This window comes from Streptomyces sp. CBMA152, from assembly GCF_014596475.1.
Taxonomy (GTDB): domain Bacteria; phylum Actinomycetota; class Actinomycetes; order Streptomycetales; family Streptomycetaceae; genus Streptomyces.
This window is the reverse complement of record NZ_MECJ01000028.1, coordinates 129,600-144,866: the sequence shown is the minus strand read 5'-3', so window position 1 is coordinate 144,866 and position 15,267 is coordinate 129,600. Positions and strand designations below refer to the sequence as shown.

Sequence of the window (15,267 nt, the reverse complement as noted above, 5' to 3'; positions counted from 1 at the left end):
ATCGGAAGGGACGACGAGCTCTCAGGAGAGCCGGATCCGCGGATCGATGAACGCGTACGCCATGTCGACGACGATGTTGCAGAGCACGATGATCGTGGCGCCGATCAGCATCACGGCCATCTCCAGCGGCAGATCGCTGCGGAGCACGGCCTGCACCGACAGCGACCCCAGACCGTGCAGCCCGAAGGTGACCTCGGTGATGATCGCGCCGCCGAGCACCGCGCTGAGGTCGACGCCGAAGATGGTGATGACGGTGGCCATCGCGCCGCGCAGGGCGTAGCGCAGGAAGACGTAGCGCGAGCTCATGCCCTTGGCGCGGGCCGCGCGGATATGGTCCTCCGACATCTGCTCGACCATCAGCGAGCGGGTCTGCCGGCTGTAGTTCGACCAGAAGATCACCGACAGGATCAGACACGGCAGCAGCAGTCCGGAGACCGAACCGGCCGGGTCGCTCGCCCAGTGCGGATCCTGGCCGCGGTTGAAGATGTGGGTCTTGGTGGAGAGCAGCAGGATCGCGATCGGGCCGATGAAGTAGATCTGCACGGACTGGCCGACCAGCGAGGCCGCGCTGGCGATCCGGTCGAAGAGCTTGCCCTGCTGCCAGGCGGAGATGAGGCCGAGGCCGACGCCGACGGTCAGGAAGATCGCGGCGCCGCCGACGCCCAGCGAGAGCGTCGTCGGATAGCGGTCCGAGATGGTGCTCCACACCAGCTGCTGGTCGGCGAAAGAGTAGCCGAAGCAGGGCGCCGGGCAGTGCCCGACGGGCATGTCGCGCCCGGCGAAGATGCCCGTCATGAAGTGCCAGTACTGCACCCAGATCGGATGGTCGAGCCCCAGGTTCTTGCGGATCAGTGCCACGTTCTGCGGGTCGCAGTTCTTGCCGCAGGACAACAGCGCCGGGTCGGAGGGCAGGAAGAAGAAGAGGAAATACGTAATGGCGCTGATCAGCAGCAGGATGACCGCGGCGCCGAGCAGTCGTCGCACAAGGAAACGGAGCATCGGACTCTTCCGTCTGTATGCGGCCCCCGGCCCGTGAGGCGGGCCGGGGACCGGGCCGCCACTACTGCTTCACGTAGATGGTGCTGGGGTTGATCGTGCCGAACACCTGGTTGTAGGTGACGCCGCCGAGGCCGTCGCCGTACAGGTTGAAGTACTTGTCGTAGATGAACGGGATCTGCGACGTGTCGGACTGCAGCACGTACTCGGAGAGCTTGCGCCACTCGGTGTTCTGCTGGTTGATGTCCGTGAGCGCCATGATCCGGTCGATCTCGGAGTTGACCTTCGGGTCGTTCAGGAACGCGTAGTTGTTGGTGCCGTCCTGGAGGTTGCGGCCGTCCATGGTCGGCGGGACCACGGTCGACGCGCTCGGCCAGTCGGCGCCCCAGCCGGTGCGGTAGATGTCGAACGGCGTGTTCACCTTGCCGACCACCGTGTAGTACGAGGTCGGGTCGATGGCCTTGCGCTCCACCTGGAAGCCGGCCTTCTCCAGCGCCTTCGCCAGCGTCAGCGAGACGTTCTGCCAGCGCGGGGTGTTGGCGTACGCGTAGCTGAGCTTGACCGGTGTGGTGACCCCGGCCTCCTTCAGGAGCTCCTTGGCCTTCTCGGGGTCGCCCATCGGCTTGGCGAGCTTGCCGAACGGGTCGAACTTCTGCCAGCCGGCCACCGTCGGGCTGATCAGCGTGGTGCCGAGCTCACCCTGCGCGCCGCCGCCGAACGCCTGCTGGACCTGCTGCATCGGGAAGGCGTACATGATCGCCTGGCGGACCTTGGGGTTGGTGATCCGCTTGGTGTTGACGTTCATGACCTCGACGTACGGCTGGTACTCGTTGACCGTCCGCGACTTGTACTGCGAGTCCGACGTCAGCGTCTGCATCTTCGACGGGTCCGCGGAGCCGGACAGGTTCACGGCGTACTTGTCGGGCCCGGACTGCGCGGCCATCCGGTTGGTCAGACCCGGCTCGGCGATCCCGAGCTGGAACTCCCACTTGTCGGGGTAGGCGTTGCGGATCGGGTCGCTCTTGGGGTCCCAGTTGGTGTTGCGCACGAACGAGAGCGACTTGCCCGGCTTGTAGTCGGCGATCTTGTACGGACCGGACGCGACCGGGTGGTTGTTGTACTTCTGCTTGTCGTCCTTGGCCTTGGGCACCGGCGACACGTTCGGCATGGACATCGCGTACGGGGCGTCCGCGTGCGGGTCCTTGAAGTGGAAGACGATGGTCTTGTCGTTCGGCGTCGCGAGCGCCGTGTCGGGCAGCTCCTGGCCGGTGTACGGGCCCGCGTACGCCTTGCGGTAGTCGGGGCCGAACATCCACTTCTGGACGTACTGCGGGCCCTGCGTCTCGAAGTCCGCGAAGAGCCGCTCGATGCCGTACTTGATGTCCTTGGACGTGATGGGCGTGCCGTCCTCGAACTTCAGGTTGTCCTTGAGGGTGTACGTCCAGGTCTTGGCGCCGTCCGACGGGGTACCGGTGTCGGTGGCGAGATCGCCCACCAGAATCGTTTTACCGGTCTTGGCGTCGATCTTGTATCCGGTGAGCGAGCGGTTGTAGAGCAGTTGCAGCGAGAGCATGTCGCTGACGTACTGCTGGCCCGGGTCCAGATAGTCGAAGCCCGCCTGGTCCAGGTCGTAGGCCGTGCCTCCGGGCTTCGCGCCCGTGACGGCGGCCGCCGGGCCGGTGGAGTCGGCCTTGGTGCCGATGCCGAAGTTCTGTACCGATGCCTTCTTGTCGTCACCGGAAGGGTTCTTCCCGGTGTCGCCCCCGCCGCTGCTGCACGCTGCGGACAGTGTCAAAGCCCCCACCGCCAGAAACGCGGAGGCGTAGCGCGCCTTGCGAGTTCTCATTGATTCCTGCCTGTCAGGATGTGGACGGTTCAGCGGACGGTCTTGGGGTCGAGTGCGTCCCGGACCGAATCCCCGAGCAGGTTGAAGGCGACGACGAAGATCAGCATCGCGATGCCGGGGAAGAACATGAAGGTGACGTCGGACTCGAAGTACGAGGCGCCCGACTGGAAAAGCAGTCCCCAGTCCGGGGTCGGCGGCTGAATACCGACGCCCAGGAAGGAAAGTCCCGCCTCCGCCGTGACATTGGCCGGAAGCAGGAGTGTCGCCTGTACCAGGACCGTGGACCAGATGTTGGGCAGCACTTCTTTGCGGATGATCCGCCAGTTCGAGGCGCCGCTGAGTCTGGCCGCCTCGATGAACTCGCGTTCCCGCAGCGAAAGGACCTGGGCCCGCACGAGGCGGCCCACCACCATCCAGCCGAGCAGGAACTGCACGAGGATCAGCGCCACGATCCGTACGTACGTCGGTTCCTCGTCGCGCGGCGAGACGAAGAGCGCGACGATCACCGGGGTGAAGGCGATGAAGAACAGCTGCTGCGGGAACGACAGCATCAGGTCCGAGAAGCGGCCCAGGAAGTAGTCCACCTTGCCGTGCATATAGCCCTGGACCAGGCCGATCAGCACCCCGGTGGCCACCGAGACGAGGGTGACGGCCAGCGAGATGAACAGCGAGGTCCGGATCCCGTAGATCAACAGCGTGAACACGTCGCGGCCCAGGTTGGGTTCGACGCCGAACCAGAAGTCGCCGTCGACGCCGCCGTTGGGTTTCAGCGGAATTCCGTAGCTGTTCAGGAGCCCGCGGTCCTGTCCGTACAGCTGATAAGGATCTTTGCCGTAGAGCTTCGCGATCAAGGGCGCCGCGAAAGCGATGAGAATGAAGGCGAGCACGGTGACCGCGCACGCGATACCCACCCGGTCGCGTTTGAATCGCGCCCAGGCGAGCCGGCCGGGAGAACGCCCGATGAGTTCGGTCGCCGTGAGTCCCGTGCCGGAATCCGCCCCCTGTGGAAGAGGATCAGTTGGTTCCGTGGCGGCCTGGGTTGAACTCGTCATCGCACATAGCCCCCGCACAGAGAGAGAGTCGAAGAGAGTCGAACGGCGCCCGCAGGCGTCATTGATTGACCGGAACATTCATGCGCTCAGCCTTGTGCGTCAAGAGGTTTGAGCATGCTTGTGTGCGATCACGGGAGAACTTGGCACAAGATTTCGCACATCGAGGCGACTGCGTGCTTGACAAGGCGGCGGAGCGGGCGACATGACTCCATAAATGCCCATCAATTTCGTTAACAAGCAGGCAACTTGACTGACGCAACACCGATATACGAACGCGTCACGCTGAACACCGTACGGCCGTGCGGGTGCCGTGGGCCGGCCGGGGTGTCTCGTCACCCCGGCCGGCCGCTGCCGTCCCGCCCAGGTCATGCGCCCCTCTTGTCGGCCCGAGCACCGTGGGTGGAGGATGCGGCGGAGCATGCGCTCACCAAGCCAACCGGGGGGACGGCAAGGGGCATGAGGCAGGCACAGACACTCACGGGCGGGGCGCGGCTCACCGGGGCCGTGCTGTGCGCGTTCCTCGCGCTGCTCACGGCCGCCTGGATCGCCCGCGATCTGCACACCGCGCGGTCCGCCGCGGACCTGTGGTGGTTCTGGTCGGGTGCGCCCAGGCACACCGGTGGCACCCCGCTGACCACCGGTTTCCTCGACCCCGTGCTGCTCGTGGTGTACGTGGTGGCGGTCGCCGTGGTCCCCCGATCGCCGCTGGCCACGGGCGTGTTGGCGGCTGTCGGGGCCGTCACCGCCGCGCTGCGGATCTCCTCGCTGTGGGTGCTGCACGACCACTGGCTGGACACCACCGCGCTGCACGAACTCCATCGCCGGGCGCTGCTCAGCACGTTCGCGGCGCTGGCGGCGGGGTTGGCCATGCTGATCACGGCTGCGGCGGGGCGTCGGCCGTCTCCGGAAGTCGGGCCTCCGTCGCCGACCCGGCCGGGCGCGGGGGCCGGGATCACCGCGTTCGTGCTGCTGGTCGCCGCCGCGGCGGTCGCGGTGGCGTGGGAGATCTATACGGCGGTACAGGTCCCCGGGGACCTGTACAAGGTGCGGTTCAGCGGCGAGAACCTGCCGCTGCTGTGGGTGCCGGCGGGGTGGCTGACGGTGGTGCTGGCCGTGGTCGCGCTGACCGCGGCGGTGGGCGGACTGGCCCGGGCCGCCTTCTCCCGGCCGCTCGGTCTGATGGCGGCCGCCGTGCTCGCCGCGTCGGGGGCGCTGGGGATCGCCGTGGTCGTACGGTTCAAGCTGCTCGACCGCTTCGACTCGTTGTCGACCGCCGGTCAGTTGCAGGTCGTGACGTTCTTCTTCGAGGTGGTGGTGGGGGTGGTGCTGGTTCCGGTGCTGGTGCGGCGGGGGCCGCCGGAGCCGGTGGACACGGCGGGGGCGTGGCCGCCTGCGCCTGGCGGCGGCGGGTTTGGGCCGCCGCCACCGTCGTTCCCACCGCCCGGGTGGTGAGTTCGTCTGCGGGCCGGTGGGGGCTGGTCGCGCCCACGCGGCGGAGCCGCACAATGTCACAGCCCCGCGCCCCTGTAGGTACAGCCACTCAGCTCGGCAACGACCGCCTCAGGAAGTCCACTTGGAGCAGGAGCAGGTTCTCCGCCACCTGTTCCTGCGGGGTCATGTGGGTCACGCCCGTCAGCGGCAGGACCTCGTGGGGGCGGCCCGCCGACAGGAGGGCCGAGGAGAGGCGCAGGGTGTGGGCCGCCACCACGTTGTCGTCCGCCAGGCCGTGGATGAGCATCAACGGGCGGTGCTGCTCGGCCGGTTGGGACAGGCCCGCGTCGGTGACGAGCGAGTTCGTCTCGTACGCCGAGGGGCTGGTCTGCGGGTCGCCGAGGTAGCGCTCGGTGTAGTGGGTGTCGTACAGGCGCCAGTCGGTCACCGGAGCGCCCGCGATCGCCGCGTGGAAGACGTCGGGGCGGCGCAGGACCGCGAGCGCCGAGAGGTAGCCGCCGTACGACCAGCCGCGCATAGCGACCCGGCCGAGGTCCAGCGGGAAGCGCTTCGCGAGGTCGTGCAGCGCCTCGATCTGGTCGTCGAGGCTGAGCGTGAAGTCGTCGCGGATCGCCTTCTCCCAGCCGGGGGAGCGGCCCGGGGAGCCGCGGCCGTCGACGACGATCACCGCGAAGCCCTGGTCGGCGAACCACTGGGAGGTGAGATGGGAGTTCTGGGAAGCCAGGACGCGCGGGCCGTGGGGGCCGGCGTAGGGGTCCAGCAGCACCGGAAGCGGGCCGTCCGATTCCGTGTACCCGGCGGGGAGCAGTACGGCGCACGGGATGCGCCTCGCGCCCCCCTCGGTCAGTCGCACTCCGGCCGTGAGCACGGGTGTCTCGGCGTACGAGTCGATCACCGCGAGCTGCTTGCCGTCCCGTTCCACCCGTACCGTGGTGCCCGGGATGTCCGGACGGGCGGATGTGAGGACGGTCGCCGGTCCGCCCCGCACTGCCGAGTGGACGCCCGGACCCTCCGAAACCCGCTCAATACCCAGCTCGTTGACCCGGTACACATGGATCTCCCCGGTCTCGGGAGCAGAGGCCCCCTCCCCGGCCGACGCGGAGAGCAGGATGTCGTCCGGTCCGATGTCGAGCACGGCCCGGACATGCAGCTGGTCACCGGTGAGCGGGCGGTCCCCGACGGCGAGCACCCGCGCCCCGCCCTCGTCGGCGATCCGCACCAGTCGGCCGTCCGGAGCCCAGGCCGGGACACCGGGGAAAAGATCGAGCCAGACCTCGTCCTCGTCGACATGGACGGTCCGGGTCGTCCCGGACTCCGTGTCCACGGCCAGATACGTCTGGGTCCGCTGGTCCCTGGCCTGCACCAGGAGCAGCGGGGCGCCCGCCGCCGACCAGTGCACCCGCGAGAGATACGGGTGGCGCGCCCGGTCCCAGACGACCTCGGTCCTGGAGCCGTCCAGACCGTACAGAAACAGCCGGACCTCGGCGTTGGGCGTGCCCGCCGCCGGGTACGCGACGCGCTGCGGCTCGCGGTCCGGGTGGGCCGGGTCGGCGATCCACCAGCGCTTCACCGGGCTCTCGTCGGCCCGCGCCACAAGGAGCCGGTCGGAGTCGGGCGACCACCAGAAACCCCGGGAGCGGCCCATCTCCTCGGCCGCGATGAACTCGGCGAGACCGTACGTCACCTCGGGCGACTCCGGCTCGGCGAGCGCCCGGTCGTCCTCGCCACCGGCCCCGGCGACCCGCAGCACACCCTGTACGACATAGGCGAGAAGGCGGCCGTCGGGGGACGGGCGGGGGTCGATGACCGGGCCGGGGGCGGGCAGTTCACGGGTGGTGCCGGCCCGCAGCTCGGCCGTGAACAGGCGGCCCGACAGCGCGAACGCGGCCAACTCCACGGCCGCGTCGGTCGCGTAGCCGACGATGCCCGCCGCGCCCTCGCGGCTGCGCTCGCGCCGCGCCCGCTCCTGCGGGGAGAGGTCCTCCGCGTGCCCGCCGAGCAGCGCGCGCGGGTCGGCCGCGAGCCGTTCACCGCCGCCGGGCGCCAGGTCGAGCACCCAGAGGCTGTTGGCCGGATCCGTACCGTCCGGAGACCTCAGAAAGGCCACCCGGCTGCCGTCCGGCGCCACCGTGAAGGCGCGGGGCGCACCGAGCGTGTAGCGCTGGGTCCTGGCGTACTGACGGGGAAACGAGGGTTCCCCGGGGGCATTTGAGGTCATGAACCGAACCTAGCGGCCCTCGCCCCGACGTGCCTGGCCGTGGCCGGTGTGCGCCCCTTGTGCGCCCGTGCACCGATCAATGCGTTCCGTCGGATAGTTATGATCCATAGTGGGGCATGGGTATGACTCCGCATGCCCCCTCGCACACGCTCTTCCCGACCGACTGGCTCTGCCTGACCGACAGATGGAGGTGAACCGCCGTGGCACTCTCTATTTCGGCGGTGGTGCTGTTGGCGATCATCGTCTTCCTGCTGGTCAGGAAGTCCGGACTGAAGGCCGGACACGCGGTGGTCTGCACTCTGCTCGGTTTCTACCTCGCCAGTTCGTCCATGGCACCCAGCATCAACAACCTGACCAACAACGTGGCGGGCATGATCAGCGACATCAAGTTCTGACGCCGGTGACGCGGCCCGGCGCGGCCGGGGGATCCGAGGCATGCCGCCGCGAGCCATGCCTCGTAGGCTGTCGGGTATGACGGATCTCCCCGCCCGGCGTCTGCTCCTGGTGCACGCGCACCCCGACGACGAGTCGATCAACAACGGCGCCACCATGGCCGCCTACGCCGCCGACGGCGCCCTGGTCACGCTGGTGACCTGCACCCTCGGCGAGGAGGGCGAGGTCATCCCGGCGGACCTCGCACATCTCGCCGCCGACCGCGACGACCGCCTCGGCGCCCACCGGATCGGCGAACTCGCGGCCGCGATGAAGGAGCTGGGGGTCACCGACCACCGCTTCCTCGGCGGCCCCGGCCGCTTCCGCGACTCCGGGATGATGGGCGCGGAGCAGAACGGCCGCGCGGGCGCGTTCTGGAACACCGACGTGGACGACGCCGCCCCGCACCTGGTCGAGGTGATCCGCGAGGTCCGGCCGCAGGTGCTCGTGACGTACGACACCAACGGCGGGTACGGTCACCCCGACCACATCCAGGCCCACCGCGTCGCGATGCGCGCGGCCGAGCTGGCCGGTGACGCCGCGTACCGCCCGGACCTGGGCGAACCGCACACCATCGGCAAGATCTACTGGAACCGGGTGCCGAGGTCCGCCGCCGAGGAGGGCTTCGCGCGGCTGCGCGACTCGGGCGTCTCCTTCCCGGGGATCGCCGAAGTGTCCGACATCCCCGGCGTCGTCGAGGACGAGCAGATCACGGCGGAGATCGACGGCACGCCGTACGCGCAGGCCAAGGCCGCCGCGATGCGCGCGCACCTCACCCAGATCGCCGTGGACGGCCCCTTCTTCGCCCTCTCCAACGACCTGGGCCAGCCGCTGTTCGCCAAGGAGTACTACGAGTTGGTGCGCGGCGAGTCCGGGGCGCCCGAGGGCGAGCGCGAGCACGACCTGTTCGCCGGGCTGGAGCTGTCGTGAGCACGAAGCCCCGTACGTCCCCCGTCGACGTCAACCCCCGTACGGCGGGCGCCCGCCCCGGGCGGATCGCCGCCTTCGCCGGGCTGTTCGTGCTCGGCGCGCTGACCGGGGTCGCGGGCGCGCTGGTCCAAGCCGCCTGGTTCCCCGGCGGGTTGCTGCTCTCGCTGGCCGGTGCGGCCGGACTGTTCTGGGTGGGTTCGTCCCTGACGAACAGCCGGGTCGGCGTCGCCGCTCCCGGTGCCGGATGGCTGGTCGCGGTGCTGTTCCTGACGGCCACCCGGCCCGAGGGCGACTTCGTGTTCGGCGCGGGCCTCGGCTCGTACATCTTCCTGCTCGGCGGGATGGCCTCGGCTGTGATCTGTGCCACGATCGGCAACCTCGTACAACCGGCCGGTGATTCGGCCCGACTTGGCAAGTGACGTGCGCGGGCGGCGTGGCGCAGTAGTGGGTGTGGTGTGCCGCTTCCCCGGGCCGACCCGTGCGTGCGCGCGGCGGCCAGTATGGTGGTGCGCGCCGCCGAGCCGCCCGCACACAGGCACACGAGACAAGAGCGGGTGGCGGAGCCGATCGGGAGAGAACCTGCCTTGAGTCGTGAAACTGACAGTTCGACCTCCGGCCCCCACGGGCGCGGCGGAGCTGCGTACCCGTCGGGTACCCCGCCGTACGGAACGCCGCACTCTCCGGCGCACGACGCCCCGGAAGCCGCCGCCGCAGAGCCGGACGAACCCAAGACCGAGACCACGCTGACGACCCGGATCCGGATCAACATCCCCGGATCCCGGCCGATTCCGCCGGTGGTGATGCGTACGCCGGTGAGCGACGCGGACAAGGCGTCCGTTTCGTCCCCTTCCGAGGGCGAGCGCGCGCAGAGCGTCGCGGACGCGGAGGAGACCGGCACGCATGCCGCGCCCCCCGCCGATGACAAGCCGGCCAGCGACTGGTTCGCGCCCCGCAAGTCGGGCCCCGGCGCGCCGACGCCGCCGTCCGGCACCCCGCGCTCGAACCTCCCGTACTTCTCGGACGCCCCGCAGGGCGGTCCCGCCGACGGCTCCACGAACGGGAGCGGCTTCCCCGGCGCGGGCTCCACGAACGGGAGCGGCTTCGCCCCCGGCGCGGGCTCCACGAACGGCCAGGGCTTCGCAGCCGGGAACGGCGGCTCGCCCAACGGAAGCGGCAGTTCCGGGCTCTCCGCCAACGGCGGCCCCGCCGGACCCACCACCGGCCCCATGACCGGCACCTCCGCGCTGCCCACCCGGCCGACCGGCAGCGGCAAGGGCCAGCAGCGGCTCGGCGGCCAGGGCCGCGCCGCTTCGCAGGGCCCCGCGAGCACCCCGAGCCACGGCTCGCCGGTCTTCGGCACGGAGGGCCCCGGCGGTACGCCGAGCCACGGCACCCCGGTCTTCGGCGGCGACGGTACGCCCGGTCGCGGGACCTCGGCCCCGGGTGTGCGGCCCGGTCCGATGACGCCTTCGGTGCCCCGGATGTCCGACGACACCGCGATCCTGACCCCGCAGGCCCCGGCCCCGGTGCCCGGGCGCGGTGGGATGACCCCGCCCCCGCCGGTCGAGCATGTCTCCGGTGACACGCTGACCAGCGGTATCCCGGTCGTCCCGGGCGACAACCGGGCCGCGTTCGCGGGCGGGCCGGGCATGGGTCCCGACCTCACGCCGCGCATCCCCGACGGCTCGGGCTCCGCGCAGGCGCAGGAGGCCCCCCAGGCCCCGGCCCGTACGAGCGCGCCCGCCGCCAAGAAGCAGAAGAAGGGCCGCTCCAAGCTGGTCCTCCTCGGTGTCGCGACCGTCGTGCTCGCCGGTGTCGCGTACTGCGCGGGCCTGCTGCTCAACCACTCCGAGGTCCCCAAGGGCACCACGGTCCTCGGCGTCGACATCGGCGGCGGCACCAAGGAGCAGGCCGTCGCCAAGCTGGACGCCACGCTCGGCAAGCGCGCGGCCCAGCCGCTGCGGCTCACCGTCGACGGCAAGAAGGAGACGCTCGCCCCGGACAAGGCGGGTCTGACCCTGGACAGCCAGGCGACCGTGCGCAACGCGGCGGGCAGCGACTACAACCCGGTCTCGGTCATCTCCTCGCTCTTCGGCGGCAAGCGGGTCGCCGAGCCGGTCATCCCGGTCGACGAGGAGAAGCTGGGCGTCGCCCTGACCGACCTCGCGGGCGCCTCCGGCTCCGCCGTCGAGGGCACGATCAAGTTCGTCCCGGGCAAGGCCGTGGCCGTACCCGGCAAGGCGGGCAAGGCGCTCGACGTCAACCGCTCGATGAACTCGGTCAAGGACGCCTACCGGGCGCAGGTGGAGACGGGCACGCCCAACGAGGTGCAGCTGCCGGTCACCAGCCGCCAGCCGACCGTCTCGGCGGCCGAGATCGAGCGGGCGATGAACGACTTCGCCAAGCCCGCCATGTCGGACAAGATCACCATCAAGGCCGGCGGCAAGCAGATCGTCTTCGGCCCGGTGAAGTCGCTCCCGAAGATCCTTTCCATGAAGCCGATCGAGGGCAAGCTGGTCGAGGTCTACGACAAGAAGGCGATCGAGGAGCTCATGGGCAGCTCCTTCAACGGCGTGATGGTGATGAAGGGCGACGGCCAGAAGCACCAGCTGTCCTCGGACGACGTGGCCAAGGCGATGCAGAGCGCCCTGCGCGGCAAGACCACCGCGCAGCGCACCGTGACGATCGACCTGAACGCCAACTGACCCGCGGTTCCTGTGCCCGGCCCCCGTACGCGCCACGCGTGCGGGGGCCGTGTCACGCCGTACGCATGACATCTGTCATCCAGGAGTCACGACAGGCGGCACTGCCCCGGGCCGGCGTCCGCGGGCGAACCTTGGGTCATGACCACAACGACGACCTCCACCGCCACCTCCGTGGTGAGTTTCGAGAACGTGAGCAAGAGCTACGGGGACGTCCGCGCCGTCGCGGACCTCTCGCTCACCCTCCACCCCGGCGAGACGGTCGCACTGCTCGGGCCGAACGGCGCGGGCAAGTCCTCCACGCTCGACCTGCTCCTCGGGCTGCGCCGCGCCGACGCCGGTGCGGTCCGGCTCTTCGGCACCAGCCCCGAGCAGGCCATCCAGGACGGCCGGGTCGGCGCGATGCTCCAGAGCGGCGGCCTGATGGAGGAGGTCAAGGTCCGCGAGCTGGTCAAGCTCGCCTGCGATCTGCACCCCCGTCCGTACCCGGTCCAGGAGGTCCTGGACCGCGCGGGCATCGCGCAGATCGCCGACCGGATGGTCAACAAGCTCTCCGGCGGCCAGGAGCAGCGTGTGCGCTTCGCGCTCGCGACCGCCGGTGCCAACGACCTGATCGTCCTGGACGAGCCGACCACGGGCATGGACGTCACCGCCCGCCAGGCGTTCTGGGCGACCATGCGCGAGCAGGCGCAGCAGGGCCGTACGGTCCTGTTCGCCACCCACTACCTGGAGGAGGCGGACGCGATCGCCGACCGCGTCCTGGTGCTCCACAAGGGCCGGCTGCTCGCCGACGGCACCGCCTCCGAGATCAAGGCGAAGGCCGGTGCCCGCCGGATCGCCTTCGACCTGGAGGGCGCGATCGACGAGTCGGCCCTGCGCGGGCTGCCGTTCCTGGCGAGCCTGGACATCTCGGGCCGCACGGTCCGCCTCCAGTCCACGGACGCCGACGCCACCGTCCACGCGGTGTACGGGCTCGGCCTGTACCCGCGCAACCTCGAAGTCGCAGGCCTCGGCCTGGAGCAGGCCTTCGTCGCCATCACCGAGGCCGAGGAGGCCAGGACCGCATGAACACCCTGATCAAGCTCGAAATCGCCCGCACTCTGCGGAACAAGAAGTTCATGTTCTTCTCGGTGATCTACCCCTCCGCGCTGTATCTGCTGATCTCCGGCTCGCAGAACACCACGGACAGGATCGGCGGCACCGATCTGACCTTCCCGGCCTTCTTCATGGTCTCGATGGCCTCGTTCGGCGCGATCACCGCCGTCCTGATGGGCAACAGCGAGAAGATCGCCAAGGAGCGCGAGAAGGGCTGGGTGCGCCAGCTGCGGCTGACCGCGCTGCCCGGCCGCGGCTATGTGCTGGCGAAGATCGCGAGCGCCGCCGTGGTCACCCTGCCCTGCATCGTGGTGGTCTTCCTGGTCGCGGCCACGGTCAAGGACGTACGGTTCGACACCTGGCAGTGGCTGGCCCTGACCGGCTCCATCTGGGCGGGCTCGCTCTGCTTCGCCGCGCTCGGCGTGGCCATCGGCTACCTCGCCAGCGGTGACGCGGTCCGCCCGATCACGATGATCATCTACTTCGGCCTCTCCATCCTGGGCGGCCTGTGGATGCCCACCACGACCTTCGCGCCCTGGCTCCAGTCGCTCGCCAAGTGGCTGCCCACCCACGCGTACGCTGCGCTCGGGCAGGCCATCGAGGCGGGCAACGCCCCGCGCGCCTTGGACGTGGCCGTCCTCGCCGTCTACTTCCTGCTCTTCGCGGGCGGCGCGGCCTGGCTGTACCGGAAGGACACCCTGAAGGCGTGAGCAGCGTGACGGAGGACCGCAAGCCCATGGCCGCCATCGGCCGCCCGCCGGAGAACCGCCAGGAGGCGGGGCGCAAGCTGCTGTGGATCGGCATCTGGCTGGCGTTCCTCGGGGCGCCCGTCTCCGACCTGCTCAAGGGCCATCACACGGTGTGGGCGACCGTGCTCGGCTGGCTCGCCCTGGTGGCGTTCGTCGCCGCCTACCTGGCCCTGGTCTTCCGCCACACCGCCCGCCCCTACGCCCGCTCCACGGTCGCCTCGATCCTGGCCTTCATGGCCGCCCTCGCGATCCTCACCTCGCTGACCCTGGACGCGCCCTGGCTGGTGCTCTTCGTGTACGTGTCGGTGGGCTGCGGGGCGGCGCTGCCGATGTCGATCGCGAAGTTCGCGATCCCGGCCGTGACGGGCGTCATGGCCCTGCTCGGCCTCACCACCAAGGGCGCCTGGGGCGACTTCGTCCCGGGCCTGACGATCCCGGCCCTGCTCGGCGGCTTCGCCATGAGCGGCGTGCGCCAACTGGTGCGTACGACCGTGGAGCTGCGCCAGGCGCGGGCCACGGTCGCGCAGCTGGCCGCCAACGAGGAGCGGCTGCGCCTGGCCCGCGATCTGCACGACCTGCTCGGCCACTCGCTCTCACTGATCACGCTGAAGAGCGAGCTGGCGGGCCGGATGCTCCCCGACCATCCCGACCAGGCGGCCCAGCAGGTCGCCGACATCGAACAGGTCAGCCGCCAGGCCCTGGTGGACGTACGGGAAGCGGTGTCCGGCTATCGCAGGGCGACACTCGCCGGTGAACTGGCGGGCGCCCGGACCGCGTTGACGGCGGCCGGGGTGACGGCCGATCTGCCCGCCACCGCCGAGCTGCCCGACGAGGCACCGGAGGGCGCGGAGGAGGCGCTCGCCTGGGTGGTCCGGGAGGCGGCGACCAACGTGGTGCGCCACAGCGGCGCCAAGAAGTGCGCGATCACCCTCGACGTACGCCAGACGCTGGACGGCCGCTTCGTCGAGCTGCGCATCAGCGACGACGGCCGAGGCGGCCCGGGCGCCCCCGTTCCCGGCAACGGCCTGACGGGCCTGGCGGAACGCCTGGCCAAGACGGGCGGAACAGTGGAGTCCGCGTCCTCCAAGGGGTTCACGCTGATCGCGAGGATCCCGCTGGACGAGGCCCCGGCGGCCGGGCTCGGAGCGTCCCCGGAGTCCCACTAAAATCGGCTCATGATCCGACTCCTGCTGGCCGAAGACCAGTCCATGGTCCGCGAGGCCCTCGCAGCACTGCTCGGCCTGGAGCCGGACTTCGAGGTCGTGGCCCAGGCCGCGCGCGGCGACGAGGTGCTCCCCGCCGCCCGGGCCCGAGAGATCGATGTGGCGCTCCTGGACATCGAGATGCCGGGCTGTACGGGCATCGAGGCGGCGGCCGCCCTGCACCGCGAGTTCCCGGCCATGAAGATCGTGATCCTGACGACCTTCGGGCGCCCCGGGTATCTGCGCAGCGCGATGGAGTCGGGCGCCGACGCCTTCCTGGTCAAGGACGCCCCGGCCGCTCAACTCGCGGCAGCCGTACGCAAGGTGCTCGCGGGGGAGCGGGTCATCGACCCGACCCTGGCGGCCGCCGCGCTCGCGGAGGGCGCGAACCCGCTGACCGACCGCGAGCGCGATGTCCTGCGCGCGGCGGCGAACGGCGCCACCAACGCCGAGCTCGCCCGCACCCTCTCGCTCTCCCAGGGCACGGTCCGCAACTACCTCTCGATGGCCATCCAGAAGCTCGCGGCCCGCAACCGGGCGGAGGCGGTGGGGATCGCGCGGGAGAAGGGCTGGCTGTAGGCCGGTCCCCTCGT

General features: G+C 70.3%; 13 protein-coding genes. 9 read left to right on the top strand and 4 right to left on the bottom strand.

Annotated features, from left to right (window positions below; all coding sequences use genetic code 11):
- Window positions 1-21 precede the first annotated feature (21 nt).
- The 3 genes from BG418_RS24170 to BG418_RS24160 form a co-directional block, all read right to left on the bottom strand.
- Window positions 22-999, bottom strand: a complete 978-nt coding sequence (locus BG418_RS24170; RefSeq protein WP_188276076.1) for an ABC transporter permease — start codon at window positions 997-999, stop codon at window positions 22-24.
- Window positions 1,000-1,060: 61 nt separating this feature from the next.
- A complete protein-coding gene (locus tag BG418_RS24165) occupies window positions 1,061-2,842 on the bottom strand; it encodes an ABC transporter substrate-binding protein (protein ID WP_188276075.1) in 1,782 nt (593 codons plus the stop codon).
- 29 nt (window positions 2,843-2,871) lie between these two features.
- On the bottom strand, window positions 2,872-3,894 hold the full coding sequence (locus BG418_RS24160; protein WP_188276074.1) for an ABC transporter permease: 1,023 nt from the start codon (window positions 3,892-3,894) through the stop codon (window positions 2,872-2,874).
- Window positions 3,895-4,350: 456 nt separating this feature from the next.
- Here BG418_RS24160 and BG418_RS24155 point away from each other — a divergent pair, with 456 nt between their 5' ends.
- Window positions 4,351-5,346 carry a hypothetical protein gene (locus BG418_RS24155; RefSeq protein WP_188276073.1) on the top strand — a complete coding sequence of 332 codons (996 nt, stop codon included), beginning with the start codon at window positions 4,351-4,353 and terminating at the stop codon, window positions 5,344-5,346.
- Window positions 5,347-5,434: 88 nt separating this feature from the next.
- Here the strand turns inward: BG418_RS24155 and BG418_RS24150 are convergent, their stop codons facing one another.
- Window positions 5,435-7,564, bottom strand: coding sequence for an alpha/beta fold hydrolase (locus tag BG418_RS24150; protein ID WP_188276072.1), 2,130 nt, complete (start codon window positions 7,562-7,564; stop codon window positions 5,435-5,437).
- A 200-nt stretch (window positions 7,565-7,764) separates the two neighbouring features.
- Here BG418_RS24150 and BG418_RS24145 point away from each other — a divergent pair, with 200 nt between their 5' ends.
- The 8 genes from BG418_RS24145 (at window position 7,765) to BG418_RS24110 (ending at window position 15,253) form a co-directional block, all read left to right on the top strand.
- Complete coding sequence (locus tag BG418_RS24145; RefSeq protein WP_188276071.1) at window positions 7,765-7,959, top strand: hypothetical protein; 195 nt, start codon at window positions 7,765-7,767, stop codon at window positions 7,957-7,959.
- Between the two features lie 76 nt (window positions 7,960-8,035).
- Window positions 8,036-8,926, top strand: a complete 891-nt coding sequence (mshB, locus tag BG418_RS24140; RefSeq protein WP_188276070.1) for an N-acetyl-1-D-myo-inositol-2-amino-2-deoxy-alpha-D-glucopyranoside deacetylase — start codon at window positions 8,036-8,038, stop codon at window positions 8,924-8,926.
- On the top strand, window positions 8,923-9,345 hold the full coding sequence (locus BG418_RS24135; protein WP_317453743.1) for a DUF6113 family protein: 423 nt from the start codon (window positions 8,923-8,925) through the stop codon (window positions 9,343-9,345). Before mshB ends, BG418_RS24135 begins: the two co-directional genes overlap by 4 nt.
- Before the next feature lie 165 nt (window positions 9,346-9,510).
- Window positions 9,511-11,631 (top strand): hypothetical protein, encoded by a 2,121-nt coding sequence (locus BG418_RS24130; RefSeq protein ID WP_188276069.1) that lies wholly within the window; start codon window positions 9,511-9,513, stop codon window positions 11,629-11,631.
- 138 nt (window positions 11,632-11,769) lie between these two features.
- Window positions 11,770-12,696, top strand: coding sequence for an ABC transporter ATP-binding protein (locus tag BG418_RS24125; RefSeq protein WP_188276068.1), 927 nt, complete (start codon window positions 11,770-11,772; stop codon window positions 12,694-12,696).
- Window positions 12,693-13,433 (top strand): ABC transporter permease, encoded by a 741-nt coding sequence (locus BG418_RS24120; RefSeq protein ID WP_188276067.1) that lies wholly within the window; start codon window positions 12,693-12,695, stop codon window positions 13,431-13,433. Before BG418_RS24125 ends, BG418_RS24120 begins: the two co-directional genes overlap by 4 nt.
- A gap of 26 nt (window positions 13,434-13,459) precedes the next feature.
- Window positions 13,460-14,638: a sensor histidine kinase gene (locus tag BG418_RS24115; protein ID WP_188276553.1), complete on the top strand. Its 1,179-nt coding sequence runs from the start codon at window positions 13,460-13,462 to the stop codon at window positions 14,636-14,638.
- Between the two features lie 9 nt (window positions 14,639-14,647).
- Window positions 14,648-15,253, top strand: coding sequence for a response regulator transcription factor (locus tag BG418_RS24110; RefSeq protein WP_188276066.1), 606 nt, complete (start codon window positions 14,648-14,650; stop codon window positions 15,251-15,253).
- The last annotated feature ends 14 nt before the right edge of the window (window positions 15,254-15,267 follow it).